General features: G+C 60.9%; 17 protein-coding genes. 4 read left to right on the top strand and 13 right to left on the bottom strand.

The window, feature by feature from the left end; translation table 11 throughout:
- Positions 1–5 precede the first annotated feature (5 nt).
- The 13 genes from IB245_RS05365 to IB245_RS05305 all read right to left on the bottom strand — a co-directional run bounded on the left by IB245_RS05365 (position 6) and on the right by IB245_RS05305 (position 14,894).
- Positions 6–902, bottom strand: coding sequence for an antimicrobial resistance protein Mig-14 (locus IB245_RS05365; RefSeq protein WP_192226904.1), 897 nt, complete (start codon positions 900–902; stop codon positions 6–8).
- Positions 902–2,032 (bottom strand): glycosyltransferase, encoded by a 1,131-nt coding sequence (locus tag IB245_RS05360; RefSeq protein ID WP_192226903.1) that lies wholly within the window; start codon positions 2,030–2,032, stop codon positions 902–904. Before IB245_RS05360 ends, IB245_RS05365 begins: the two co-directional genes overlap by 1 nt.
- Positions 2,016–3,773: a carbamoyltransferase gene (locus IB245_RS05355; RefSeq protein ID WP_008040362.1), complete on the bottom strand. Its 1,758-nt coding sequence runs from the start codon at positions 3,771–3,773 to the stop codon at positions 2,016–2,018. The genes IB245_RS05360 and IB245_RS05355 overlap by 17 nt, the downstream gene beginning before the upstream one ends.
- A 174-nt stretch (positions 3,774–3,947) precedes the next feature.
- Positions 3,948–4,283: a YceK/YidQ family lipoprotein gene (locus IB245_RS05350; RefSeq protein ID WP_192226902.1), complete on the bottom strand. Its 336-nt coding sequence runs from the start codon at positions 4,281–4,283 to the stop codon at positions 3,948–3,950.
- 236 nt (positions 4,284–4,519) lie between these two features.
- Positions 4,520–5,971 (bottom strand): lipopolysaccharide kinase InaA family protein, encoded by a 1,452-nt coding sequence (locus tag IB245_RS05345; RefSeq protein ID WP_192226901.1) that lies wholly within the window; start codon positions 5,969–5,971, stop codon positions 4,520–4,522.
- On the bottom strand, positions 5,971–6,723 hold the full coding sequence (locus IB245_RS05340; RefSeq protein WP_192226900.1) for a lipopolysaccharide kinase InaA family protein: 753 nt from the start codon (positions 6,721–6,723) through the stop codon (positions 5,971–5,973). The genes IB245_RS05345 and IB245_RS05340 overlap by 1 nt, the downstream gene beginning before the upstream one ends.
- Positions 6,720–7,454, bottom strand: coding sequence for a lipopolysaccharide kinase InaA family protein (locus IB245_RS05335; RefSeq protein WP_008027856.1), 735 nt, complete (start codon positions 7,452–7,454; stop codon positions 6,720–6,722). Before IB245_RS05335 ends, IB245_RS05340 begins: the two co-directional genes overlap by 4 nt.
- A complete protein-coding gene (rfaP, locus tag IB245_RS05330; protein ID WP_008040354.1) occupies positions 7,454–8,260 on the bottom strand; it encodes a lipopolysaccharide core heptose(I) kinase RfaP in 807 nt (268 codons plus the stop codon). The genes IB245_RS05335 and rfaP overlap by 1 nt, the downstream gene beginning before the upstream one ends.
- Positions 8,257–9,381, bottom strand: coding sequence for a glycosyltransferase family 4 protein (locus tag IB245_RS05325; protein WP_008027854.1), 1,125 nt, complete (start codon positions 9,379–9,381; stop codon positions 8,257–8,259). The genes rfaP and IB245_RS05325 overlap by 4 nt, the downstream gene beginning before the upstream one ends.
- Positions 9,381–10,442, bottom strand: coding sequence for a lipopolysaccharide heptosyltransferase I (gene waaC / locus IB245_RS05320; RefSeq protein ID WP_008027853.1), 1,062 nt, complete (start codon positions 10,440–10,442; stop codon positions 9,381–9,383). Before waaC ends, IB245_RS05325 begins: the two co-directional genes overlap by 1 nt.
- Position 10,443: 1 nt before the next feature.
- Complete coding sequence (waaF, locus tag IB245_RS05315; protein ID WP_192226899.1) at positions 10,444–11,478, bottom strand: lipopolysaccharide heptosyltransferase II; 1,035 nt, start codon at positions 11,476–11,478, stop codon at positions 10,444–10,446.
- Between the two features lie 282 nt (positions 11,479–11,760).
- Positions 11,761–14,700 (bottom strand): bifunctional [glutamate--ammonia ligase]-adenylyl-L-tyrosine phosphorylase/[glutamate--ammonia-ligase] adenylyltransferase, encoded by a 2,940-nt coding sequence (glnE, locus tag IB245_RS05310; protein WP_192226898.1) that lies wholly within the window; start codon positions 14,698–14,700, stop codon positions 11,761–11,763.
- The gene (locus tag IB245_RS05305) at positions 14,697–14,894 is read right to left on the bottom strand and encodes a hypothetical protein (protein ID WP_157214357.1); all 198 of its coding nucleotides are present in this window, start codon (positions 14,892–14,894) and stop codon (positions 14,697–14,699) included. The genes glnE and IB245_RS05305 overlap by 4 nt, the downstream gene beginning before the upstream one ends.
- A 190-nt stretch (positions 14,895–15,084) precedes the next feature.
- Here IB245_RS05305 and aceE point away from each other — a divergent pair, with 190 nt between their 5' ends.
- The 4 genes from aceE to IB245_RS05285 all read left to right on the top strand — a co-directional run bounded on the left by aceE (position 15,085) and on the right by IB245_RS05285 (position 24,844).
- On the top strand, positions 15,085–17,730 hold the full coding sequence (gene aceE, locus IB245_RS05300; RefSeq protein WP_008027850.1) for a pyruvate dehydrogenase (acetyl-transferring), homodimeric type: 2,646 nt from the start codon (positions 15,085–15,087) through the stop codon (positions 17,728–17,730).
- A gap of 11 nt (positions 17,731–17,741) precedes the next feature.
- The gene (gene aceF / locus IB245_RS05295) at positions 17,742–19,694 is read left to right on the top strand and encodes a dihydrolipoyllysine-residue acetyltransferase (protein ID WP_192226897.1); all 1,953 of its coding nucleotides are present in this window, start codon (positions 17,742–17,744) and stop codon (positions 19,692–19,694) included.
- A gap of 271 nt (positions 19,695–19,965) precedes the next feature.
- Positions 19,966–21,360, top strand: a complete 1,395-nt coding sequence (locus IB245_RS05290) for an alkaline phosphatase D family protein (RefSeq protein ID WP_192226896.1) — start codon at positions 19,966–19,968, stop codon at positions 21,358–21,360.
- Positions 21,361–22,150: 790 nt separating this feature from the next.
- Positions 22,151–24,844 (top strand): GGDEF and EAL domain-containing protein, encoded by a 2,694-nt coding sequence (locus IB245_RS05285; RefSeq protein WP_192226895.1) that lies wholly within the window; start codon positions 22,151–22,153, stop codon positions 24,842–24,844.
- Positions 24,845–24,932 lie beyond the last annotated feature (88 nt).

Below are 24,932 nucleotides of genomic sequence, written 5' to 3'. Positions count from 1 at the left end.
TTGGCTCATACGGTGAAGACTGGCACAGGATTGCACCAGCGATCCTTGTATTCACGATCGGCGCGACCGAAGGAGAAGCGCAGGGGCTTGTCCAGCGCTCGCGCATGCTCCCAGGCACTTTGCGTATTGAGAAAGCTCAGCACGCTGCCAGGGCTGAATTCACGGGTTTGCGGGTCCACGCCACCATTGATGTACTCGACACTGATCCATTGCGGCGCTTCGACGCGGTAAACCAGTTGAATCGCGATTGGCGCGTCGTTGAGGAAAATCACCGAGCCGATCAACAAATCACGCAACAACTCGATCACTTCGCCCATGCGCTCGGCGCCGGTGGCCGCAAAGCCCCAGCGACGCTGAAACAGGTCGCAATAAATCGCGGCCAGTTCGCGGCTGGAAAACTCGCTGACCGGCCGCACCACGCCGCCCGCCTCCTCCAGCAAGCGCAATTCGCGGCGCTGGTTGTAGCGAAACTTCTTCGACAGCTCTTCCGGAGTGCGGGCCATGGCCAATTGTTCAGCCTGCAACCTGATGCCTGCGAAGCGGCCTTCATTCAGTGCTGACAGATAACGGGCGCGATGGCGCAGGGGCGCTTGCGTATCAGCAGCGGCCGGCAGGATGAGCTCGGCATTGCCGAGGTCGAACAGGCCTTTTTTACCGTTGCGCTTGAGCACGTCCTTGGACAAGGCAAGGTCGCGGCCCCAGGTCGGGATGGCCGCCTGGACGTCACCGTTTTGCGCCCAGGCCAGATAGCGCACGGGAATGCCGGCCAAATGAGCCAGTCGTTCGACGACCATCGGATGCGTCGCGACGCTGCCGCCATAACGGTGCCAGGCCTCGGCGTATGTCGAGGCATCGACCACCGCCCAGCCACGCTCGCGCCAGCCTTGTAGTCGGTTGAGCATCAGCCCCTCGGCGCCAGTTCGGTAACGTGTGGCAAACGCCAGAAAGCATCGCGTACGGCACGGTCGGAGAAGCGCTCACGCAGGCGGTCGAGCATCAGCTCGGCGCACTGGCGACGTTGTTGCTCATCCATTGCGGCCAGATGGTGCAGCCCTTGAGCCAGGTGCCCGGCATCGCCCAACGGGAACAGAATGCCAACGCCTTCCACCACTTCCTTCGCGCCGCCACACGCCGTGGCGAGCAACGGCACGCCGGCAGCCATGGCCTCCAGCAACACCATGCCGAACGGCTCGTGATCGGAACTCAGGGCAAAAACATCGAAGGCACGGAAATAACGCCGAGCCTCGGGTACCTGCCCAAGGAACAGTACGCGATCGCCAATGCCCAACTCGCGGGCCTGGGCCTTGAGGTCCTGCTCCAGCCGACCGGTACCCAAAATGACCAGTTGGCTGTTAGCCGGCAAACCCGGCAGAGCCGTCGCAAAACCTTCCAGCAACGTGGCCTGATCCTTGTCCGGATGCAGCCGCCCGACGTTGCCGACAACCCAGGCATCCATCGACAACCCCAGGGTTTCCCGGGCTTCACGAACGGACACCTGGCTGTCTTGCAAGGTTTGCACATCGATGCGGTTATAGAGCGTCTGAATCCGCCCGGCCGGCCATTTCGGCAAGCAACCGCGCATGTCATCGCGCACCGCGTCGGAAACCCCGAGCAGGCTCAGGCGCTTGTGGAAAATATGGGCGAAGAGCTTGCGAGTGCCGCGTTTGTAGTCATCAAACGCATGATGCACACCGATGACCGGCAACGAAGTGCCCAACAAGGCGATGTAGATCGGCTTGAAACGATGAGCGATGCAGAAGCTGAAGTTGCGCGAAGCGGCGATCTTGCGCAGATCGCCGATGGCACCCAGCTTCAGGCCACGAATGGCCTTGGAGCTGTATTCCATGAACAACACTTCATCGGAAGCACAGCCCGCGGCAACCTCGCTGTCTGCAACCCCGGTCAGAAACACCGTGGTCACTCGATATCCGGTCCCCGCGAACAGGCTGGCGTACTGCCGGGCGCAGTCCAGAAACGGCCCGTCATAGCCGTGACAGAACTGCAGCACATGGCGTTCAGCCGAGCGTGTCATATGCGTCCGCGCCCTCTTTGACCACCAGGATGTCTTCCATGATCAGATACTGCAGGTCGGAGCCGAAGAACATGTTCAGGGCATCCGTCGGCGAGCAGATCATCGGCTCGCCACGACGGTTGAGCGAAGTGTTCAGCGACACGCCGTTGCCGGTCAGCACTTCCAGCGCCTTCATCATGTCGTAGTAGCGCGGGTTGTATTCGCGCTTGAGCACCTGGGCCCGGGACGTGCCGTCTTCGTGGACGACTTCCGGCACGCGGGTTTTCCACTCTTCAGCCACTTCGAAGGTGAAGGTCATGAACGGCGCCGGGTGATCGATCTTGATCATCTGCGGTGCGACGGTGTCGAGCATCGACGGGCAGAAAGGCCTCCAGCGCTCGCGGAACTTGATCTGGTGGTTGATGCGGTCAGCCACGCCGGTCGCGCTCGGGCAACCGATGATCGAACGACCGCCCAAGGCACGCGGACCGAACTCCATGCGACCCTGGAACCACGCAACCGGGTTGCCATCGACCATGATTTTGGCAATGTTTTCCGGCATGTTATCGAGCTTGCGCCATACCGGCTTGCTCGGGTGACGGGCGCATGCTGCCAGCACGTCTTCGTTGCTGTACGACGGGCCGAGGTAGACGTGTTCCATCTTCTCGACCGGCACGCCACGGGCGTGAGACACGTAAGCCGCCGCGCCGACCGCGGTGCCGGCATCGCCGGACGCAGGCTGGACGAACAGCTCTTTGACGTCGTCACGGGCGATGATTTTCTGGTTGAGCTTGACGTTCAACGCACAGCCGCCGGCGAAGGCGAGCTTGCCGGTTTCCTTGAGTACGTCGCCCAGGTAATGGTCGATCATCTGCAACGCCAGTTTCTCGAACAGCGCTTGCATGCTCGCGGCGTAGTGGATGTACGGCTCGTCGGCGATGTCGCCTTCGCGCTTGGGACCCAGCCACTCGATCAGCTTCGGCGAGAAGTAGAAACCCTTGCCCTTCTCTTTATAACGGCGCAGGCCGATGACGTTGGCGTAGTCGGTGTTGATCACCAGCTCGCCGTTCTCGAACGAGGCCAGGCGGGAGAAGTCGTATTTGCTGGCGTCGCCGTACGGCGCCATGCCCATGACCTTGAACTCGCCGTCGAGCATCTCGAAACCGAGGAACTCGGTGATCGCACCGTACAGGCCGCCGAGGGAATCCGGATCGAAGAATTCCTTGATCTTGTGGATCTTGCCGTTTTCGCCGTAACCGAAGAAGGTCGTGGCGTACTCACCCTTGCCGTCGATGCCGAGGATCGCGGTTTTCTCTTTGAAACCGGAGCAGTGGTAAGCGCTGGAAGCGTGAGCCAGGTGATGCTCGACGGGCTCGATCTTGATTTTTTTCGGGTCGAAGCCCAGTTGCTCCAGGCACCAGACGATCTTGTTGCGATAGCGCTTGTAGCGACGGTTGCCCATCAGGATCGCGTCGAGGGCGCGGTCCGGGGCGTACCAGTAACGCTTGGCGTAATGCCAGCGTGCCTTGCCGAACAGGCTGATCGGCGCGAACGGAATCGCAACCACGTCAACGTCGGACGGCTTGATGCCCGCCTGCTCGAGGCAGAACTTCGCCGATTCGTATGGCATGCGGTTCTTTGCATGTTTATCGCGCACAAAGCGCTCTTCTTCAGCCGCCGCGACCAGCTTGCCGTCGATGTACAAGGCTGCGGAAGGATCATGGCTAAGGGCGCCGGACAGGCCAAGAATCGTCAATGCCACAGGGGTCTAGCCTCTTTAGTCTGCATGCAGGCGCAACGCGCCTCAAAAATTAATGTGCCCTCGCAAGGGGCGAGAGACAGCTAAAGGGCGGGATTATAGCGTAAACATGCCGGGAATGACCCTACGGTTATCAGCGGCGTAAACATGACCCAAGGCCAGGACGCATGGCCAGGATCATCCGCGACCCGGCCGCCAGTAAATCCTGAGATTGCCATCGGCCCCCTGCCGGTAAATCGTGTACGGCAAGGCAACGGTGTCCAGTGCACCGGACAACGCCAGGTCCAGCAAAACCAGTGGTACAAGAAAACCCGTGGGGTCCGGCGGTGCATTCAGCACACAAAAATCGTAGGCCATCCCGCTGTAGATTCGCGGGATGGACTGGCAGTAGGTTTTTTGTTTGCGCAGGTCACGCGCCGCGTCTTCGTCATTTTGCAGGACGGTGACGGCGGTGCCGCAGCCAGATAGCGCCAGTGAGAATGTGCCGAGCAGAACAGCCGTTTTAATCGTCAAGATTTGCCCTCCATGAACGTCAGGCAAACTAGCATTGCGGCTATTCAGGGCACAGTTCATGGGGTCTGGGGATCATGTAGGACATTTCATAAGAACTTGTCCGCCTGATCTCCGGTGGCTGTGCCGGCCCCATCGCGAGCAGGCTCGCTCCCACAATGGATCTGTGTTCACAGCACTTCAATGTGGGAGCGAGCCGGCTCCGGGCGGCGTTCCGACGATAGGACCGCAGGTCCGATTCAAGCAGCGCTGGAAATCTCTTTGGGCAGCCGCTGATCGATAACCTGATACAGCGCGCTGCTCTCAGGCCAATTGCGCATGAACCGCGCCCGGTCCCGCGCATACGCCGGGGCGAAGCTGGCGAGCGAGCCGTGCTGACGCATCGCGTCCAGATCGATCAGCGCCCAGCGATCTTCCTGCCAGAACAGGTTGTGGCCCTTGAAGTCGCCATGGCTGATCCGCTCGCGAATCAGCTCTGCAAACAACTGATCCAGTGCCACCAGCTCTGCCTCGGGCGCTTCACCGCTTTCAACGTACGGCGCAAACCGCTCGATGATGTCCGGCCCCGCCAAATGCTCGGTCACCAGATACGCCCGGCTGCGCAACCAGAGAAAACGTTTTTCCAGCACGGCCAGCGGTTTCGGCGTGGCAATACCAAGGAATGCCAGCCGATTGCCTTCGCGCCATGAGTGCCAGGCACGGCTCGGGCGCCAGAAGCGCTTGAGCCAGTGGGCAAAGCCTTTGATGTTGTAGCGCTTGATTACCAGCGTCCGACCGTCCACCGCGACTTTTCCGACACTCGCCGCGCCGCCGGTCTTGTACAGATGGCCCTGATCGAGCAATGCATCGGCCTGCTCCAGCACCGGCAACATCGCTGCTTCTTCCTCGCGACGAATCGCCCGCAACCCGAAGGCCCCGCGCTGCACGCTGAACAGCGTGCATTCGCGTCCGACCTTGATCAGGAAGTCCTTGAGGCGCCAGCTGCGGACCTTGTCGATCTGCTTCTGCAACGCTTCCATGGGCAAGGCATGCTCGCCATTGCTCAGCAGGTAATAGACCAGCAATTCTTCGGTGAAAGGCTCCAGCGCCTTGGGCAACTGGGCGAAAAACACCCCGAGGTTTTCCAGGACTTTCTGCCGCGACAATGGCTGGCCGGGGGTTTCGCTGCAGATCCCCGCGCCGTCGATCAGATACAGTCGACCGCCCTGGCGCAGCAGGTTGTCCAGATGCAGGTCTTCCTGCCACAGCCCTTTGCGGTGCATCTGGCCGATCGCGCCCAACGCCTCGGCCAACACGGCCCCTTGCCCATCCGCGAGCACCGGCAGGTGCTCGACCTGTTTCCAGGTATCCCCCAGGCTCTCGGCGCCTTCAAGGAAATCGAACAGCAGCCAGCCGCCCTCGCCGTCCTTCAAGCCGTCGGCCAGCAGTTGCGGCGTGGTCAGACCTTGAGCGGCGAGCAAGCGCACACCGTCCAGTTCTCGCTGAAAATGCCGGGCCGCCTTGGGGCCGACCAACAACTTGGCCAGCACCGGACGGCCACGCCAGACACCGGCGCCGACATAACGCTGGCCCGGCAACACCCGCAACAGGCTCAACAATTGCAACTCGGCAGGGCCGGCGGCATCGGCCAGTGAAACGCTCAGCGGCAGAGCCGGGCTACGGCCGGTGTTTTTCAGTTCGGACAAACGCATCAGCGCGCCTCCTTGTGGCTGCGCCGCGCGGTCAGTCGCGCCAGCCAGCTGTCGATCAGCGAACTGTCCTGCGATTGATCCAGGTAAGCGGCCAGCAATTCACGTACCTGCGCATCGCTCCACTCGGGCGCCCGCCGCGTCAACGGCTCCAGATCCTTGACCCGGTCACGTCGGCCCCACAGCAGCGGCCGGGTTTTCTCCAGGTCGATCAATTGGGCCTGGTAACCGTCGCCGGTGGCCCGCAGGAAAATGTGTTTGGGATAGAAGCAGCCATGAACCTGACGCGCCGCGTGCAGGCGCCGAGCCAGCTCGCCACACGCCTGCAAAATCGCCGAGTGCTGCGCGCCACTTAACTCCGACCAGCGCTGCAACAGCGAATCCAGGTCATCCCAACCGTCCAGCGCACGGGTCAGCAGAATCGCCCGGACTTCGCCATCGACTTTGCGCTCACCGAAGAACGCCGCTTTCAGCGCCGGAATGCCAAGCTTTTCATAACGACTGATGTTGCGAAATTCCCGGGCAAAACTGGGTTCGCCAAACGGTGCATGCAACGTGCGCATCTGGTAGTTGCTTTGCCGCTTGAGGTAGAAGCCGTGACCTTCGAGATCCAGCCGAAACACGCTGCTCCAGCCACCGCGCACGGTGTTGGGCTCATCCACAGCATCAAGCTGCCTGGCCCAAAGCGCATCGAAGTTGCCGAGGCCGTGGCGCTCCAGTAGCGCACGGTCTTCAGCAGCCAGAAAATCAGTCATTCGCGTCCCTCGAAAAATCTAACCACGTGCCGGATCCGTTTTTTGTCGGCGGCATTGAGTCGTGTCCGTTGGCTGTATTGCAGGTAAAAGCGCAGGCGTTGAGTCGCCGACAGCTGATACTTGGCGACCTTGTCCAGGCACGCCAGATCCTTGGTGATACGGTACTTGAGCCAGAAGCCGCGCCAGAAATTACCGTTGGGGCAATCGATCAGGAACAGCCGGGCCTGGTCGTCGATCAACAGGTTGCGCCACTTCAGATCGTTATGGGTGAAACGGTGGTCGTGCATGGTCCGGGTATAACCGGCCAATTGCCGACTGACATGATCGACCCAGGCGCGGTCCGCCAGTTTTGGATCATGCCGTTCAGCCAGAATGGAAAGGTCTACGGTATGCGGCAGTTCAAGGGTAATCATCGCCCCGCGAGCGTACGCCGCACCACGCCGCTCCAGCCCCCAGGCCACCACTTCAGCAGTGGGAATGCCCCATTTGGCGAAGCGCTTGAGGTTCTGCCACTCCATTTTCACCCGTGGCTTGCCCAGATAACGGCGCAAGCCCTTGCCCGCGCCGACGTAACGCTTGACGTAATAGTTGACGCCATTGCGATTGACGCGGATGACTTCGGACAACGGGTCGTGAGTCAGTCGCTCGCCCTTAAGCGCAAACACCGCTTCAAGGCTGCCGAAATCTTCTGCCAGCTCGCTATAAGCAGGTTCCAGTTTCCAGCCCGACATCAGAGCGCATCCCCGTATCGCTGTTTACGGTCATAGAGTTTGTTGGCCTTGCCTTCCAGCCAGGCGAGCAGCCCCGCTTCTTCCGACAGAACCTGGCGCAGCGGTTGCTGGAAGTAGCCCTTGAGGAAACGCAATTTGTCGCGCTGGGTCAAGCCGATGTCCAGGGCCGAGAAGTACAGCGCCGCCAGATCCTTGTTACGCCAGCGCTGGGTAATCGTCGGACGGGTCTGGGCACGGTGCAGGTCGATCACCGAAAGTTTGAAATCGTCGGCGGTCACCGGCTTATCGGTGTGCAACAGGAAGTGGCAGATGTAGCAGTCGCGATGGTTGACCCCGGCGCGGTGCATCATGCCGGTCATGCGCGCGACTTCGGCGATCAGCGCGCGCTTGAGTTTGGGCTCCGGCGGTTGCTTGACCCAGTCGATACTGAAATCTTCGAGGCTGACGGTCGGCGCCAGCTCTTCGGTAACGATGAACGAATGCTGGTCCGCCGGGTTGCTGCCCTTTTCACCGTAGGCGACGGCGGTCATGGTCGGCACGCCGACTTCTTGCAGGCGCTGAATGGCTTTCCACTCCTGGCCCGCACCGAGCACCGGCAGTTTGGCGGTCAGCAGGTTCTTGAAGATCTCGCCCCAGCCAATGCCACGGTGGATCTTCACGAAAAAACCATGGCCGTTCACTTCGGTGCGCAAGGTCCGGCGCGCTTCCAGCTCGCGATAAACCTCGCCCTGCAAGCCTTCGACTTCGGCGAACGGGTCGCGCCCGGCCCAAAGGCTCTTGAACGGTTCAGCCAGCATCAACTTCATTTAGCGTGCTCCGCCAGAATCACATCGGCCGCGTGTTGCGGCATGCTGTAGAGGTCGGCTGTCTCGGCGAAAGCCAGACCGTTGCGGCTCCAGGCCGCCCGTGCTTGAGCGTCGTTCAACATGCTGGTCAGGTATTGCGTCAGTTGCGCCTGATCGAAGGGTTCATCCAGCACCAGGCCGGCGTCGGCCTCGGCGATGTAATGAGCGTAACCGCACACGGCGCTGACCAGTACCGGCAACCCGGCCACCAGGGCTTCGAGCAACACGGTCCCGGTGTTTTCGTTGTACGCCGGGTGGATCAACAGGTCGGCGCCCAGCAGAAAACGCGGGATATCGCTGCGGCCCTTGAGGAACGTCACGTTATCACCGAGCCCCAAGGTGGCGCTCTGCACCTGGAATAACTTGGGGTCATCCTGGCCAATTACAAACAGCCGGGTGCGTTTCTTCAGGTCAGCGGGCAATGCGGCCAGCGCCTTGAGGCTGCGATCCACGCCCTTGGTCTTGAACCCGGAGCCGATCTGCACCAGCAACAACTCGTCGTCCTGCAGGTTGAATTCACGACGGAACCCGGCACGAATCTCAGCCGCATTCGGTGGCGCGCGACGGTCCTGAGAAATGCCCGGCGGCAGCAAATGGAAGCGTTCCAGCGGCGTGTCGTAATGTTTGATGAACAGTGGTTGCTGGACTTCGGAGATCATCAGTACTTCAGTCTTGGCGTCCTTGGCGAACACCGCGCGCTCGTACTCGGCGAAGTGCCGGTAGCGGCCCCAACGACGGTACAGCGAGTTGCGCAGGTTCTGCGCCTTGTCTTCAAAGCAGCCGTCGGCGGCGTAGTAGACGTCCAGGCCTGGCATTTTGTTGAAACCGATCAGGCGGTCCACCGGACGCTTGGCCAGATCGGCCTCCATCCACTCGCTGAGTTTCTCGTTGCGACGGTGATTGAAGAACGCCTTGACCGGCGCCACCAGTACTTCGAAACCCGGCGGAATGTCGCCTTCCCAGATCAGCGTGTAGACACGAATCTGATGACCGCGCTGCTGACATTCCAGGGCAATGCGCATGAAATCGCGCTGCAAGCCCCCGAACGGAAAGTACTTGTACAAGACGAATGCCAATTGCATCAGCGCAGCTCCTCAGCCAGTAACAACGTGCTCAGTCGGGTCGCGACACGCTCGGGATTCAAACGCGTGAAGCACAGCGGCGACTCGCGTTTCAGGTCAAACCGGCGGGCATCTTCGGCCGTCGGTTGATAGGTGCATTTCTTTTGCAGGCAGGGTGCGCAGGGGAAATCGCTGGCCATGTGAATTTGTGCCTTGCCATACGCGCCGGTCAAGCCAGGGTTGGTCGGACCGAACAGCGACAGCGTTGGCACATCGAGTGCGGCCGCGAGGTGACCGAGACCGGTGTCCACCGCCACGCACGCTTGCGCACCGGCCAGCACTTTGCCGATGCCCGCCAGGTTCAACTTGGGCAGCACTTCAACGTGACGCATGTCTTTGGCGATGCGTTCGGCCCGGGCCTTCTCGGCCGGATTGCCCCACGCCAGCTTCACGCCGACGCCCAGATAGCCAACGCGCTCGGCCAGTTCGCGCCAATAGGCTTCAGGCCAGTGTTTGGTGTCCCAGGTGGTGCCGTGCAGGAACAGCACGTAAGGATTCTTGCGCGGCAATTCCACCAGGCGCTCGACGTTCAGACCGTAATCGCCCAGACCTTTCGGCAAGTCGTAACCCAGGGCGATGGCGAACAACTGACGCACTCGCTCCACCGCGTGTTGACCACGGGCGACCGCCAGGCGTCGATCATAGAAACGCGCAGCAATCGGCTCGCGCGCAGATCCTTTATCCAGGCCCGCCACCGGCGCCTTGACGTAGCGGGTCAGCAACGCGCTTTTCAACAGGCCTTGCGCGTCAATCACCAGATCATATTTGGTGGCGCGAACGCTTTGCTTGAAGCGCTTCCACTCGCCACTTTTGATGGTTTGCCAGATGTTCTTGCGCCAGCGACGGATCGCCACCGGAATCACCTTGCCCACGGCCGGGTGCCAGGTCGGGATCTCGGCGAAACCTTCTTCCACCACCCAGTCGAACGTGATGCCGGGAATCGCCCGGGATGCGTCGGTCAACGCCGGCAACGCATGAATCACGTCGCCCAGCGAAGAAGTCTTGATCAGCAGAACCCGCAAACTATTTGACCTCGACCACAGTGCCCTGCAACCGCTGCAAGGCTTCGTTCACTGCTTGCGGCATCAGCTGGCGCAGGCAGTTGTAATGACCGAAACGGCACGTGCGATCAAAGCACGGGCTGCATTCGATGCCCAGGCGCACGATCTCGACATGTTCGGCCAGCGGTGGCGTGAAGCCCGGCGACGTCGAGCCGTACACCGCCACCAACGGGCGGTTCAGTGCCGCCGCGACGTGCATCAGGCCGGAATCGTTGGACACCACCGAATCGGCGCAGGACATCAGGTCGATGGCCTCGGCCAGGGACGTGCCGCCGCTGAGGTTCACCGACTCTTCACGCAGGCCGGGAATCAGCCGCGCGCGAATGTCTTCGCCCACGGCGTGATCGTTTTTCGAACCGAACAGCCAGACTTGCCAGCCTTCGCGAATCTTCGCTTCGGCGACCTGGGCGTAATGCTCGGACGGCCAGCGTTTGGACTCGCCAAACTCGGCACCGGGGCACAGCGCCAACACCGGACGGTCGAGGCTCAGGCCGAATTTGGCCAGCGCCGCTTCGCGGGTGACCGGATCGATCTGCAAGCTCGGGCGCGGATACGGTTTCGGCAGTTCAAGGCCGGGCTCGTACGCCAGCGCCATGAAGCGCTCGATCATCAGCGGGTAACGTTCTTTGTCCAGTGTGCGCACGTCATTGAGCAAGCCGTAGCGGAACTCGCCACGCCAGCCGGTGCGTTTCGGAATGCCGGCGAAGAACGGCACCAGCGCCGACTTCAGGGAATTGGGCAGCAGGATCGCCTGGTCGTACTGACCGGCCAGGGATTTGCCGATGCGCCGACGCGTCGCCAGTTCCAGCGCGCCGTGGCCGAGCGGAAAGCTCAAGGCCTGGCGAACTTCGGGCATGCGCTCAAGAATCGGCCGGCTCCACTCGGGGGCCAGCACGTCGATTTCGCATTGCGGGTGGCGTTGCTTGAGACACTGAAACAGTGTCTGCGCCATCACCATGTCACCGACCCAACTGGGCCCAACGATCAGAATTTTCATGTGGTTTCCAAAAACGAACCGGGGAGGCATACGCCTCCCCGCCTCGAGAATTCTACAAAACACTGCAGATCTACTGTGGGAGTTTGCTCCCACATTGGGTAATGGTGCACATCCAGTGCGGTGCAGCTTAGCTGCCTCAATTTACAAAACAACGCAGATCTACTGTAGGAGCAAGCTTGCTCGCGATGAGGCCATCACATCCAGCATTGGTGGTGACTGACACTCCGCCATCGCGAGCACGCTTGCTCCTACAGGGGTATTCGGTGCTGCCACTGTCCGGTTTCAGCTCAATCCCAGCTCGCGCCAGATCCGCAATACCTGCCGCCGCTCGTCCGCGAACTGGTCGCCCGGTATCACCCCGGCGTCCTTCTGCAAGGCCTGCCGGTGCGCGGCGGAGCGGTAGGCTTTATAGGCCTCGCGCAACAGGCTGGCGTCTTCGGCGGGCATCAGCCCTTCGTGTTCCAGCTCTTCCAGAATGCGGATATTGTCGGTCCAGCGCAGCAATGGCGGGTGTGTTTCGGACCACGCCAGAGCCGCGTATTGCACCATAAATTCAATATCGACGATACCTCCCGCGTCCTGCTTGAGATCGAACGGCGCCGTGGCTTCGAAGGCATTCGCCCCCGTGCCGGCCGCGGTGCTCTTGCTGCCAAGGTTATCGCGCATCTTCGCGCGCATCTCGCTGACCTCCTGACGCAAGGTCGGCAAATCCCGAACTTTGCCCAATATCGCCGCGCGGACCTTCTCGAACGCCTGGCCGACATCCTGGCTGCCCACCAGCACCCGCGCCCGTACCAGCGCCTGATGCTCCCAGGTCCAGGCTTCGTTTTCCTGATAACGGGCAAACGCCCCGAGCGAACTTACCAGCAGGCCCGAAGCACCGGATGGTCGCAGGCGCATGTCCACCTCATACAGCTGACCAGAGTTGGTCTGGGCGGTGAGCAAGTGAATGATCCGCTGCCCCAGCCGGGTGAAAAATTGCGCGCCGTCGATCGGTTTCGGCCCGTCGGTTTCTGCCTGCGGATCGCCGTCATGAATGAACACCAGGTCCAGGTCCGAACCATGCCCGAGTTCCAGACCGCCGACTTTCCCGTAACCGACAATGATGAAGCCGGGATCGCACAAGGTGCCATCGGTGCGCTGCGGCGTGCCGTACTTGGCCACGGTCTGGCGCCAGGCCAGGGCCAGCACTTGTTCGAGGATCGCTTCAGCGAGCCAGGTCAGGTAATCGCTGACTTTCATCAGCGGCAGGCTGCCGGCGATTTCCGACGCGGCGACGCGCAAACGGTGCGCCAGTTTGAAATGGCGCAGGGCTTCCATTTGTTGTTCGAGGTCGTCCTCGGGGATTCGTGTCAGGCGCTCGCGCAACTCGGCGGCCAGTTCCGGCGCCAAGGGCGGCTTGAACAACCGGCCTTCGTTGAGCAATTCGTCGAGCAGCAGCGGGAAGCGCGTGATCTGTTCAGCGATCCACGGGCTCGCGGCGCACAAGGTCAGCAAACGTCGCAGCGCGCCGGGGTTTTCAGTCAGCAGCACCAGGTACGCGGAGCGTCGGGCCACCGCTTCGACCAGTGGCAGCACGCGCTCCAGCACCAGGTCCGGGTTGGCGTGCTCGACCGCCTGGGCCAGCAACCGTGGAATGAACGCATCAAGGCGTTCGCGCCCCAGACGCTGCATCGCGCGCAATTGCGGGCTGCTGCGCAGGCTGGCCAAGGCCTTCAGCGCTTTGGTGGCATCGGCGAAACCGCCCTCCTCCAATTGGCGACAAGCGGCCTCTTCGTCCTGCGCCTCCTCCCACAATGGCAGCCATTCACCGCCGACCACCACTTCGCTTTCGGTGCCTTCCTCTTCATCAGGGTCGGCGATCACCTGGCCAAAGTGCCAGGCCACGCGACCGCGCCAATACATCAACTTCTCATGGAAGGCGTTCCAATCGGCGAAGCCCAACATAAAGGCAATGCGCGCCTGATCCTGCGCCCCGTCCGGCAACATCTGCGTCTGGCGGTCGGCAATCGCCTGAATCGCGTGCTCGGTGTAACGCAGGAATTCGTAGCCTTCGCGCAGCTCGCTGACCACCGCCGGCGGCAGGTAACCCTGACCTTCCAGCGTGCTCAGTACTTTTAATAGAGGACGTTGTTGCAGGCTCAGGTCGCGGCCACCGTGGATCAGCTGGAACGCCTGGGCGATAAACTCGACTTCGCGAATACCGCCGGAACCGAGCTTGATGTTGTCGGCCATGCCCTTGCGCCGGACTTCCTGCTGAATCAACTGCTTCATCGTGCGCAGCGCTTCGATGGCGGAGAAGTCCAGGTAACGCCGGTAAACGAACGGGCGCAGCATGTCTTGCAGCTGCGCACCAGCCACCTGGTCGCCGGCCACCACCCGCGACTTGATCATCGCGTAGCGTTCCCAGTCACGGCCCTGATCCTGGTAATACTGCTCCAGCGCGTTGAAGCTCAACACCAGCGCACCCGACGAACCGTAAGGGCGCAGGCGCATGTCGACGCGGAACACAAAGCCGTCGACGGTCATCGGGTCCAGCGCCTTGATCACGCGCTGACCGAGGCGGATGAAGAATTCCTGATTATCCAGCGAGCGTTTCACGCCGACGGTTTCGCCGCCCTCGGGGTAGGCGAAGATCAGGTCGATGTCCGACGACAGGTTCAGCTCGACCGCGCCGAGCTTGCCCATGCCGAGGATGACCATCTGCTGCGGCTCGCCGCTGCGCCGGCCGGTGGGCACGCCGAACTGCTGGCAATGCCGCGAGTACAACCACTGATAGGCCTGATCGATGCTGGCATCGGCCATGTCCGAGAGGTCGCGGCAGGTCTGGACCAGATCGGCCTGACGGGTCAGGTCGCGCCAGATGATCCGCACTTGATGTCGGGTGCGCTGGCGGCGCAGGGCGCGACCGAGCTCGTCTTCGGTTTCAGCCGCGTTCACCGCTGCCGCAATCTGCGCGCACAGCTCGCCGGGAGCATAGCCACGATCCAGCTCACCGGACTGCACCAGCGCCAGCAACATCAAAGGGTCACGTACGCTCTGTTCAATCACGAAGTCGCTGGCGGCGGTGACGCGGGCGAATTGCGCCCAGCGCTCAGGCGTCCAGGCGGACAGGCCATGATCATCATCAAGAGCCTCGACGGCCGCACGGAACGACTGCTCGGCGCGGGTGACAAACGGCAGGAGAATGCCGGGCAGTTCAGCAAGCGTAGGGAGGCTCATGGTCTATCCTTGATCGGCGTGTAGGAGGCTGCATGTAGTGAATTTTCAAATTGCACTACCTGATCGACTGTCGAACAAAGGTTAGAAATAGCTGAAATTTCTTTATTTTTGGCAGGCAGCATCAAGCTTTCACCTTTTTCGGTTGGCAAAAGACCAACCTTAACGATTATTCTCACAACGTAGCCGGAGGCCACAAGCCGCTCATCTGTAGTTTTACTACTCGTATATACATTCGAATAGCTGAAATGCCCGATGATTTGTAGTAAAACTACACGCCGCCGAATCCTACCTCTCGGCAATCCAAGAATTTATATCGTCTGCCCACAAGGCCAGTCGCAAACTCAGGCAACCGATTCTGGAAGCCTTTCCGCCCTGGAGCAAGCCATGCAAGACCTCGATCCCGTCGAAACCCAGGAATGGCTGGACGCCCTGGAATCGGTTCTCGACAAAGAAGGCGAAGACCGTGCTCACTATCTGATGACCCGTATGGGCGAACTCGCAACCCGCAGCGGTTCGCAATTGCCTTACGCCATCACCACGCCATACCGCAACACCATTCCCGTTACCCACGAAGCACGCATGCCTGGCGACCTGTTCATGGAACGCCGCATTCGCTCGCTGGTACGCTGGAACGCGATGGCCATGGTGATGCGCACGAACCTGAAAGATTCTGACCTGGGCGGTCACATCTCCAGCTTCGCCTCCAGCGCAACCCTGTACGACATCGGCTTCAACTATTTCTTCCAGGCCCCGACCGACGAACACGGCGGCGACCTGATCTACTTCCAGGGCCACACCTCGCCAGGCGTTTACGCCCGTGCGTTCATGGAAGGCCGCATCACCGAAGACCAGATGAACAACTTCCGCCAGGAAGTGGACGGTCAGGGCCTGTCGTCCTACCCGCACCCTTGGCTGATGCCTGATTTCTGGCAGTTCCCTACTGTATCCATGGGTCTGGGCCCGATCCAGGCGATCTACCAGGCGCGCTTCATGAAGTACCTGGAAGCCCGTGGCTTCATTCCGGAAGGCAAGCAGAAAGTCTGGTGCTTCCTGGGCGACGGCGAGTGCGACGAGCCGGAATCCCTGGGCGCGATCTCGCTGGCTGGCCGCGAGAAGCTCGACAACCTGATCTTCGTCATCAACTGCAACCTGCAGCGCCTCGACGGCCCGGTTCGCGGCAACGGCAAGATCATCCAGGAACTCGAAGGCGTGTTCCGCGGTGCTCAGTGGAACGTGACCAAAGTCATCTGGGGCCGTTTCTGGGACCCACTGCTGGCCAAAGACGTCGACGGCATCCTGCAACGTCGCATGGACGAAGTCATCGACGGCGAGTACCAGAACTACAAAGCCAAAGACGGCGCGTTCGTGCGTGAACACTTCTTCAACACGCCAGAACTCAAGGCGATGGTTGCAGACCTGTCCGACGACGAGATCTGGAAACTCAACCGTGGCGGCCACGACCCGTACAAGGTCTACGCGGCGTACCACGAAGCGGTCAACCACAAAGAACAACCGACCGTCATCCTGGCCAAGACCATCAAAGGTTATGGCACCGGTGCCGGCGAAGCGAAAAACACTGCGCACAACACCAAGAAAGTCGACGTCGACAGCCTGAAGTTGTTCCGTGATCGTTTCGACATCCCGGTCAAAGACGACGAGCTGGAAAACCTGCCGTTCTTCAAGCCAGAACCAAACAGCGCCGAAGCCCGCTACCTGAGCGAGCGCCGCACTGCACTGGGCGGCTTCGTGCCACAGCGCCGCGCGCAGAGCTTCAGCGTACCGACGCCATCGCTGGATACGCTCAAGGCGATCCTCGACGGCTCGGGCGACCGTGAAATTTCCACCACCATGGCCTTCGTGCGGATCCTCGCGCAGCTGGTCAAGGACAAGGAAATCGGCCCGCGCATCGTTCCGATCATCCCGGACGAAGCCCGTACCTTCGGTATGGAAGGCATGTTCCGTCAGTTGGGCATCTACTCGTCCGTCGGCCAGCTCTACGAGCCAGTCGATAAAGACCAGGTGATGTTCTACAAAGAAGACAAAAAGGGCCAGATCCTCGAAGAAGGCATCAACGAAGCGGGCGCCATGAGCTCCTTCATCGCTGCCGGTACTTCGTACTCCAGCCACAACCAGCCAATGCTGCCGTTCTACATCTTCTACTCGATGTTCGGCTTCCAGCGTATCGGCGACCTGGCCTGGGCTGCCGGCGACAGCCGTACCCGTGGCTTCCTGATCGGCGGCACCGCCGGCCGGACCACGCTGAACGGCGAAGGCCTGCAACACGAAGACGGTCACAGCCACATCCTGGCTGCCACCATCCCGAACTGCCGCACCTATGATCCAACCTACGGCTACGAGCTGGCGGTGATCATTCAGGACGGCATGAAGAAGATGACCGAAGAGCAGCAGGACGTTTTCTACTACATCACCGTGATGAACGAGTCCTACCAGCAGCCAGCCATGCCGGCCGGTGTCGAGGAAGGCATCATCAAGGGCATGTACCTGCTCGAAGAAGACACCCGCGAAGCGGCGCACCACGTTCAGCTGATGGGCTCCGGCACCATCCTGCGTGAAGTCCGTGAAGCGGCGAAGATCCTGCGCGAGCAGTTCAACGTTGGCGCCGACGTGTGGAGCGTTACCAGCTTCAACGAACTGCGTCGCGATGGCCTGGCCGTCGAGCGCACCAACCGTCTGCACCCTGGCCAGAAGCCTAAACTGAGCTACGTCGAAGAGTGCCTGAACGGCCGTCAAGGTCCGGTCATCGCGTCTACCGACTACATGAAGCTGTTCGCTGAGCAAATTCGTCAGTGGGTCCCGTCCAAGGAATTCAAAGTCCTGGGCACCGACGGTTTCGGCCGCAGTGACAGCCGCAAAAAGCTGCGTCACTTCTTCGAAGTCGATCGTCATTTCGTGGTGTTGGCAGCCCTGGAAGCACTGGCTGACCGTGGTGACATCGAACCTAAAGTGGTGGCTGAAGCCATCGCCAAGTTCGGTATCAACCCGGAAAAACGCAACCCACTGGACTGCTGAGGAGAGATTCTGTGAGCGAACTCATTCGCGTACCTGACATCGGCAGCGGTGAAGGTGAAGTAATTGAACTGTTTGTGAAGGTCGGCGACCGTATCGAAGCCGACCAGAGCATCCTGACACTTGAGTCGGACAAGGCGAGCATGGAAGTGCCTGCGCCGAAGGCCGGTATCATCAAGAGCCTGAAAGTGAAGCTGGGCGACCGCCTGAAAGAAGGCGACGAACTGCTGGAGCTGGAAGTCGAAGGTGCCGCTGCTGCGGCTCCTGCGGCTGCCGCGCCTGCAGCCAAAGCCGCAGAGAAACCGGCCGCTGCTCCAGCGCCGGCCGCTCCTGCTGCTGCGCCAGCTGCCGCTTCGGTTCAGCAAGTGCACGTGCCGGACATCGGTTCGGCGGGCAAGGCCCAGATCATCGAGATCCAGGTCAAGGTCGGCGACACCGTCGAGGCTGATCAGTCGCTGATCACCCTGGAATCCGACAAGGCGAGCATGGAAATCCCATCGCCTGCCGCTGGCGTGATCAAAGCCATCAGCGTCAAGCTCAACGACGAAGTCGGCACCGGCGACCTGATTCTGGACCTGGAAGTGGCAGGTGCCGCGGCACCGGCTGCTGCCGCGCCAGCTCAGGCGGCTGCTCCTGCCGCTGCACCTGCGCCAGCCGCTGCCGCCCCGGCCGCACCGGTTGCCGACAGCGTTCAGGACATTCACGTCCCGGACATCGGCTCGGCGGGCAAGGCCAAGATCATCGAAGTATTGGTCAAGGCCGGTGACACCGTCGCCGCCGACCAGTCGCTGATCACCCTGGAATCCGACAAGGCGAGCATGGAAATCCCATCGCCTGCCGCTGGCGTGGTGGAAAGCATTTCCATCAAGCTGGATGACGAAGTCGGTACCGGCGACCTGATCCTGAAGCTGAAAGTCAAAGGCGCTGCGCCTGCTGCTGCCCCGGCTGCAGCGTCGGCTCCAGCCGCTGCGGCACCGAGCGCTCCTGCGCCAGCCGCCGCTGCTCCTGCTGCTCCAGCACCTGCGGCGGCTCCGGCCAAGCCAGGCGCCAAGGTTCACGCTGGCCCTGCGGTACGCCAACTGGCTCGCGAATTCGGCGTAGAGCTGAGCGCGGTCAGCCCAAGCGGCCCGCACGGTCGTGTGCTGAAAGAAGACGTGCAGATTTACGTCAAAGCCATGATGCAGAAGGCCAAGGAAGCACCGGCCGCTGCTGCCGGCGCAACCGGCGGCGCGGGCATCCCGCCGATTCCGGTCGTGGACTTCAGCCGCTTCGGTGAAACCGAAGAAGTGCCGATGACTCGCCTGATGCAAATCGGCGCGTCGAGCCTGCACCGCAGCTGGTTGAACATCCCGCACGTGACTCAGTTCGATTCGGCTGATATCACCGAGCTGGAAGCGTTCCGTATCGCTCAGAAAGCCGTTGCAGAGAAGGCCGGCGTCAAGCTGACCATCCTGCCGCTGCTGCTCAAATCCTGCGCGCACATGCTCAAGGAACTGCCGGACTTCAACAGTTCGCTGGCACCAAGCGGCAAGGCGATCATCCGCAAGAAGTACGTAAACATCGGCTTCGCCGTCGACACCCCTGAAGGCCTGCTGGTTCCGGTCATCAAGAACGTCGACCAGAAGAGCCTGTTGCAACTGGCAGCCGAAGCCGCTGCGCTGGCTGCCAAAGCCCGCGACAAGAAGCTCACCGCTGACGACATGCAAGGCGCCTGCTTCACCATTTCCAGCCTCGGCCACATTGGCGGCACCGGCTTCACGCCGATCGTCAACGCGCCGGAAGTGGCGATCCTCGGTGTTTCCAAGGCAACCATCCAGCCAGTCTGGGACGGCAAAGCCTTCCAGCCGAAACTGATGCTGCCGCTGTCGCTGTCCTACGATCACCGTGTGATCAACGGCGCCGCTGCTGCACGCTTCACCCAGCGTCTGAGCAGCCTGCTGGCGGACATCCGCACCATCTTGCTGTAACACCGGCCGGCCCTCCTTCACCGGAGGGCCGTTCGCGTTTCACGTTTTCCGAGCGCCACGCTCGTACCTCAACCCCGCCAATTTGGCGGGGCTTTTTTTGACTTGAAGAAAGTCACTTTCCTACGTTCGTGGTTGAGTTAGCCCACAACTCGAATCCACTTCGGCACGATATTTTTCGTCGGCCTCCCACTAGGCTTGGTTATACAAATGACTAACTAAAGGTTTAGTCGGCTTACTTATTTAGTTAATACCCCTTCGAATGGATTCGAATATGTTTAAACCTACAGTCGGCCCGATTATTGGCCACACTACAACTCAACACACTCGTATCTTTTTACGTGGCGAGTTACAAGAAGACACTTTGGTGTTTGGTGGAATTCGTTATCGACGCAGCGGTGATACGCCGTGGTCCAAAGCAATATTCAAACAACTGACAAGCGCGCGAGACATGTGCGACGTCTTTGCCCTCAACGATCTCGCCACCGATACCGAGTACGAATACCAGGCAGGCTGGTTCAGCCCCATGAGCCCCGTGCACACCGTGGAGACGGTTCAGGAACTGCCGCTGCAATGGCCCAGGCACGTCTACCGTTTCAGCACCCAGTCCAGTAATCCCGCAGCGTCACGGGCTTACATCGTCGGGTCATGCCGTTACCTGCGGATGACGGTCGGCGCACCTTCGTTCCCGCACCTGGGCGACCGGATCTTTGCCTCCATCACGAACCTGGCGCAGCGCGCCGAAACGCCCATCAGCGCCCTGTTGATGACCGGCGACCAAGTCTATATCGATGACTTGAACATCATCGCCCCTGATCGGGAATACAAAGAAATACTCAGTAAGTACCGCATGGCTTTTTCCCAGCCGCACATTTCAAAGTTGATGTCCGGCACGCCGACTTACATGATCCTTGACGACCATGAAATCGAAGACAACTGGCCCGCCAACAAAAACAAAAACGATGACCTTCTCTATAACAATGCCATCGCCGCATATGAGTTATATCAAGCCAGCCATAGCCCGGCCCATGAGTTGCTTGAAGATGGGAACATCCATCAGCACTTGGAGCGCTATTGGTATCAATTCACCAACGGGGATATCGAATGGTTTGTCACCGACAGCCGGACCCGACGCAACCTGTCGGTCGGCGACCGGCGCATTCTCGACGAAGAGCAGGAGCAGGCCCTGTGCGAATGGCTGATCCACAGCCCGGCCCGGGTCAAATTCGTGGTCACCAGCGTGATGTTCTACCCCGACCGAAAACGCCTGGGCGATGACGCCTGGAAAGCCTTTCCGGAGCAACGACTACGGCTGCTGGAGACCATTCGTACACGCCGCATCAAGAATGTGTTCTTCGTGTCCGGTGATGTGCACGGCTCCCTGACCAGTCGATTGACCCACAGCGAAGACCCGGACTTCGAAGTGCACACCATCGTCTCCTCGCCGCTGTGCAACAGCAAATTGCTGCCCTACGCCAAAGCCTCGACCTTCATCCTTGATCAGCCATTGGTGCGGACTGCCGCCGGAGATTATCGGCATGAACTGACCAGCCAGGTCATCAGCCAGGACAATTTCGCGCACCTGATCGTTGAATCGGAACAGATCCGCGTCAGCTATCACGACCGCGACGGCAAACTTTTACAGTCGACGAGCATAACGTTGCGGTGATGCCAAGAGCATCGCCAGCAAGCCGGCTCCTACAGAACTTGCGCGCCCCCCTGTAGGAGCCGGCTTGCTGGCGATAGCGACCTCAAACTCTGCGCCGCCCTTCAGGCCGCCATCGCTGGCAAGCCAGGCCCCTACAGGTCCGGTGTCGCCCCCGCAGATCGAGAATTCCCCCACCTCCCCTGTAGGAGCCGGCTTGCTGGCGATAGCGACCTCAAACTCTGCGCCGCCCTTCAGGCCGCCATCGCTGGCAAGCCAGGCTCCTACAGGTCCGGTGTCGCCCCGCAGATCGAGAATTACCCCACCTCCCCTGTAGGAGCCAGCTTGCTGGCGATAGCGGCCTCAAATTTTGCGCCGCCCTTCAGGCCGCCTTCGCTGGCAAGCCAGGCTCCTACAGGTCCGGTGTCGCCCCGCAGATCGAGAATTCCCCCACCTCCCCTGTAGGAGCCGGCTTGCTGGCGATAGCGGTCTCAAACTCTGCGCCGCCCTTCAGGCCGCCATCGCTGGCAAGCCAGGCTCCTACAGGTCCGGTGTCGCCCCGCAGATCGAGAATTCCCCCACCTCCCCTGTAGGAGCCAGCTTGCTGGCGATCAGCCGCAACGCTTTTTCCAGCGAAATACGTTAGTTTTCAGCCATTACTGAAGAAATGTTCACGCCGGCCGACATATTCTTATAGCACTTGGCCTTCATGTCTCTTGTCAGTCGGTGTCGCAATGATGCAACCTTGCCGCAGGCAACAGTAAAGAGGGCGAGAGCCCAGCGCGATCAGCACATTCGAAGCGAGTTACCCTCCATGAAAAGCCAACCCGATGCCGCCAGCCGTATGGTGGCCGAGGTAGTGACGCAGTTGCCGGTGCCCTCGCGGCTCGGCATGCTGCGTTTCGAACGGCTGAATGAACCCAGCTGGGCGCTGCTGTTTCTCGATCCTAACTGCGAGCGACAGTTCGGCCTGCCCGCGGTGGAACTCTGTGCGCTGGTCGGTTCGCCCTATGCCAGCCTGATGGAGCCCGAAGCGCGCTATCAGCTGCATGACGCGGTCCAGCAACAACTCACCGACAGCCCGCACTACCTGATCCGCTACACCTTGCACACCGCCGCAGGCACCCTGAGCCTGCTGGAACTGGGCGAAGCCTACAAACAACACAATCGACACCTGCTGCGCGGCTACCTGCTGGTGGTCGATGGCATGTTCGAAGGCGATCCGCTGCTGCCGGCGCTGGACCTCGAAACCCAGAACTCGCGCTTGCAGATCGCCCTGGAACTCAATCAGCGCGCCCAACAGGAGCAGCTCCTGCACCTGGACCGCGTACGCGCCCAGCAAGACTTGATCCTGCTGCTGACCCGCCAGCGCTACAGCACCGGCAATTCCCTGCAAGAAGCCGCCGAGCTGATCACCCGCAGCGCCTGCGACATCTACGAAATCGACTGCGCCAGCCTGTGGAACCTCGACGGTTCGATGTTGGTGCCGATCTCGGCGTATCACCGCGTCACCCAGGAATACGCCCTGCCGGAGCCGATCGACATCAGTGGCTTCCCCGATTACATGGACGCGCTGCACGGCAGCCGTGCAATCGATGCCCACAATGCGATTCGCGATCCGCGCACCCGGGAAATGGCCGAAAGCCTGCGCCCGCGTGATGTGAACGCGATGCTCGACGCCAGCATTCGTGTCGATGGCCAAGTGGTCGGCGTGCTCTGTCTGGAGCAGACCGGTGCGACCCGCGCCTGGCAGTCCGACGAAATCGCCTTCGCCGGCGAGCTGGCCGACCAGTTCGCCCAAGTCATCAACAACCACAACCGTCGCACCGCCACCAGCGCCCTGCACCTGTTCCAGCGTGCGGTCGAGCAAAGTGCCAACGCGTTTTTGCTGGTCAATTGCGACGGCGTGGTGGAATACGTCAACCCGAGTTTCACCGCGATCACCCAGTACTCCACCGAAGAAGTCCACGGCCAGCGGCTGTCGGAACTGCCGGCCCTGGAAAACCTCAGCGAACTGCTGTTCGACGCGCCCTCGGCGCTGGCCAAGAGCAACAGTTGGCAGGGTGAATTCAAGAGCCGCCGCAAAAACCTCGAACCCTACTGGGGCCAGTTGTCGATTTCCAAGGTGTACGGCGACAACCGCGAGCTGACGCACTACATCGGCATCTACGAAGACATCACCCAGACCAAACTCGCCCAGCAGCGCATCGAGCGCCTGGCCTACACCGACAACCTGACCAACCTCGGAAACCGCCCGGCGTTCATCCGTAATCTCGATGAGCGCTTCGCCCGAGACAGCGATACCCCGATCAGTCTGCTGCTGGTGGACATCGACAACTTCAAGCGGATCAACGACAGCCTCGGCCACCAGACCGGCGACAAACTGCTGATCAGCCTGGCCCGACGCCTGCGCAACAGCCTGATCCCGAGCGGCAGCCTGGCGCGCTTCGCCAGTAACGAATTCGCCGTGCTGCTGGACAACACCGACCTCGCGATGGGCCAGCAAGTCGCCAACCAACTGCTGGCGACCCTCGACAAACCGATGTTCGTCGACAACCAACTGATCAGCGTCACCGGCTCCGTGGGCCTGGCCTGCGCGCCGCTGCACGGCCGCGACCCGCAAACCCTGATGCGTAACGCCGGGCTCGCGCTGCACAAGGCCAAGGCCAACGGCAAGCATCAGGTTCAGGTGTTCACCGAAGCGCTGAACGCCGAGGCCAGCTACAAGCTGTTCGTCGAGAACAACCTGCGCCGCGCCCTGACGCAGAACGAGCTGGACGTGTTCTACCAGCCGAAACTGTGCCTGCGCAGCGGTCGCCTGCTGGGCATGGAAGCGTTGCTGCGCTGGAACCATCCGGAAAAAGGCATGATCCGCCCGGACCAGTTCATCAGCGTCGCCGAAGAAACCGGGTTGATCATCCCGATCGGCAAATGGATCGCCCGTCAGGCCTGCCGCATGAGCAAAGACCTGACGGCCGCCGGCCTGGGCAATCTGCAAGTGGCGATCAACCTGTCGCCCAAGCAGTTCTCCGACCCGGACCTGGTGTCGTCGATTGCCAACATCCTCAAGGAAGAAGCGCTGCCACCAAGCCTGCTGGAGCTGGAACTGACCGAAGGCCTGCTGCTGGAAGCCACCGAAGACACCCACTTGCAGCTCGACCAGCTCAAGCGCCTGGGCCTGACCCTGGCCATGGACGACTTCGGCACCGGTTACTCGTCGCTTAGTTACTTGAAAAAATTCCCCATCGACATCATTAAGATTGATCGAAGCTTCATTCACGAAATCCCGGACAACCAGGACGACATGGAAATCACCTCCGCGGTGATCGCCATGGCCCACAACCTGAAACTCAAGGTCGTGGCTGAAGGCATCGAGACGGCCGAACAGCTGGCTTTCCTGCGCCGCCACCGCTGCGACGTCGGCCAGGGCTACCTGTTCGACCGACCGATTCCGGGCTCCGAGCTGATCGAAAAGCTCAAGCGCTACCCACGCGGCCCAATCGCCTGACTGCCCCACCGCAATCCCCCCCTGTAGGAGCGAGACCGGCTTGCCGGCGATGGCGGTGTGTCATCCAACGTAGATGTTGGATTTGCCG

It is taken from the genome of Pseudomonas sp. PDM02 (assembly GCF_014852285.1).
GTDB classification, from domain to species: Bacteria; Pseudomonadota; Gammaproteobacteria; order Pseudomonadales; family Pseudomonadaceae; genus Aquipseudomonas; species Aquipseudomonas migulae.
Note: the sequence above shows the minus strand (reverse complement) of the source record. Positions and strands in the feature narration are given on the sequence as shown.